3 protein-coding genes are annotated in these 2,647 nt (G+C 68.2%); 1 reads left to right on the top strand and 2 read right to left on the bottom strand.

The window, feature by feature from the left end; translation table 11 throughout:
• Positions 1-49: 49 nt before the first annotated feature.
• Entirely contained in the window at positions 50-523 is a 474-nt protein-coding gene (locus ACWEO5_RS38305; protein WP_452166680.1) for a MarR family transcriptional regulator, read from the bottom strand.
• Positions 520-1,125, bottom strand: coding sequence for a hypothetical protein (locus ACWEO5_RS38310; RefSeq protein ID WP_452166681.1), 606 nt, complete (start codon positions 1,123-1,125; stop codon positions 520-522). The genes ACWEO5_RS38305 and ACWEO5_RS38310 overlap by 4 nt, the downstream gene beginning before the upstream one ends.
• A gap of 766 nt (positions 1,126-1,891) precedes the next feature.
• Between ACWEO5_RS38310 and ACWEO5_RS38315 the strand changes: the two genes are divergently transcribed.
• Positions 1,892-2,647: bifunctional DNA primase/polymerase (locus ACWEO5_RS38315; protein WP_452166682.1), on the top strand; the 756-nt coding region annotated here is incomplete at its 3' end.

A 2,647-nucleotide genomic window follows, 5' to 3' on the forward strand; every position in this document is an offset into this window, starting at 1 on the left:
GCCCCACCCACCGATGGATCAGGTGGGTGGGGCCTCTCTGCACACCTACTCAGCCGACGGCGTGAAGAGTGCCGCGCCGCTTGGCTGCGGCGGTTTTCTTGGCAGTCGCCTGGGCATCGCGCTTCTTGCGCTGCTGGGCGAGCTGGTCCTGGTAGTTGGCAACAGCGCGGTGGTAGGAGGCAACGAAGTCCGGAGTGTCCAACCGGTCCTCCTGCGGCATCGCCGTGACGGCTGCAACGGCGTCCTCCAAGGCGTTGTACCCGGCCAGCATCGCGTTGATCTGGTAGACGCCGTTGCGGACCTTCTTGACAAGCTTGGCCAGCTCCAGGGTGCGTAGCGCGGCGTTGGCGCTAGGCCGGCTGAGGCCGAGAAGTTCGCCGACGCTGGCCTGGTCGATGGCGATGCGGCCTCCCGACTCACTGAGGGACCGGAGCTTGAAGAGGGCGCGGTAAGCCGCAGGAGGAAGATCGAGGTCAGCCAGAAGGCCGTCAGCGTTGACTGCGGCAAATCGAAGTTGGCTCACTGCAGCATTCCTTCCTCCTGGCGGGCCTCGCGTTCGAGGCAGCGCTTGGTGCGCTGTTCCGCGCGCTTCTTGCGCAGGTCCTCGATGGCCGTGCGCATGTGCTCAAGTGACGGGTACCGCACCAACTCCGGCAGGGTCGCATCCTTGCGGATGGTGGTGAGGGTCTCGTACTGCTCCACGCGAATGTATTCGGGTTTGCCACCGACAGTCTCGATACCAGGAATGAACTCGGCCGTGCGGTAGGAGAAGGGCGGGTTGAACTGGTAGATACCGCGCTTCACCTTGAAGACGATGCCGTGACCCATGATCTCCTGCAGAGCCTCGGTGGCCTTGGTCCGGGAAACGTCGAGGACGGTGGCCATCTCCTCCTGGGTGAGGTGGATGCGGCCGCCAGCGCGTTGGCAGGCGATCAACAGCAGGATCAGGCGCAGCGGCAAGGCTTCACGGAAATACTGCGCGATCAGGAAGAAGAACTCCAATGAGTCCATGGCAAAGGCGTTGGGGCGCTCCGAGGTGCCGTAGAACTCCAGTTGGTTGCGCTCGCCGTCGAGGGTAAGTTTCCGGCCAGGGTAGTGGCGGGCGACCTCGTCCAGGTCCTTCACGGGGGCTAGGGGCCTGCTTCACGCCTGGATGGCGTCGCCGGCCGGTGGTAGCGGTCGCGTTGCGCGCTTGGCGGTCGGCGGCCGGCGCTCCTTGGGCTCGGGGGCCACCTGCTGTTCCTCTCCTAGTTGATCGCGCGCGGCAACAGTATGTCAGTCAGACTGACAGATACGTCGGTATAACCGACATTTTGCTCCCGTTGTGTCCCCTCTGGGGGACACAACACGTCGTCAGGCGGTCAGAACCCGCTCGGCGGAGCCCTCCGCTCATCGGACAAATCACCCAAGTAACGGCGTCCTTCTGAGGCAGTGACTCTGGTTTTGGGTCGCTGGCTCAAAATCCTGGGAAAAAGCTGGTCATGGGCTTACCAGTGGGACGGGAGCGACTGGAGCGACCAAAGGGCGCTGTATATCGGCTGAGCGTGCTGGGTCGTGGTCGTCATATATGGGGGGCTTCAGTCGCTTCAGTCGCTGTTTTGAGGGCGGCTGATGTGCTGAGCTGGGATGATGGGGATCCGTGCCGTGGTCGGGGGCAGCGGGGTTCGGTCGCTCGGGTGGGGAGTCGGTCGCTCGGGTGGGGGTGGGGGTTGTGTGGTGGTCGGTGGATCACCCGTTGCTCAGGGGACTCTTCGTGTCACACCGGGTTCGCTAGTCTGTCTCAGTCATTGGGTAGCTTGAGTCGCTGGTCGGGGGGTGACGGGTGGTTGCCGAACTGCGCCTTCCCCCGGGTGAGGTGGCTCTCGGGGGCGTCTGGCCCGGGTCGTTGGAGATCGCGCGGGATTGTGCTGCGCGGGGCTGGCCGGTGCATCCGCTCGCGCCTGGCGGGAAGGTTCCGGCGGCGAACTGTCCGGAGTGCCGTCCGGCCGGATCGGGCGGGGCTCCGCACCGGCCGCAGGAGTGCGGGTGCCGGGCGGCCGGGCGGTGGTGCCACGGGTTCCATGCCGCGACCACGGACCAGGCGCGGATCGGGCAGTGGTGGGGTGGGCGGCCGGGTTTGGGTGTGGGGGTGGCGTGCGGGCCCGCAGGGCTGGTGGTCATCGACATCGACGCGCACCCGGGGGCCGTTCCGGCCCGGGACCGGATCCTGCCGGGCATCGGCATCGGCGAGGCGGTCGACCTGACGGGCCTCGCCAACGGTTTCCACTCGCTGGCGGTGCTGGCCGCGCTGTCGGGACGGCCCACTCCGGCGGACGACACCTCGACCCTGCGGGTGCGCACTCCGTCGGGGGGCATGCACGTCTGGTACCTGGCCGGGGGCGGGCGCTGGTCGTGCTCCTCGGGGAACGGCGGCGGCCGGGGGCTGGCTTGGCAGGTCGACGTCCGGGCGGAGGGCGGTTACATCGTGGCGCCCGGGACGGTCACGGCGGCCGGCCGCTACCGCCCGCTCCCGGGGGCGACCGAGCCGGCGGTCCTCCCGGACTGGCTGGCGCGGCAGTTGCGGCGCACCGGGCACCAGCCCCCGTCCGGAGCCGCGCCCGTCGGGCCGCGGCCGGTGCCGCCGCGGGCCCGGCAGGCGGTGCTCGCG

The sequence above is a fragment of the Kitasatospora sp. NPDC004272 genome (assembly GCF_053603035.1).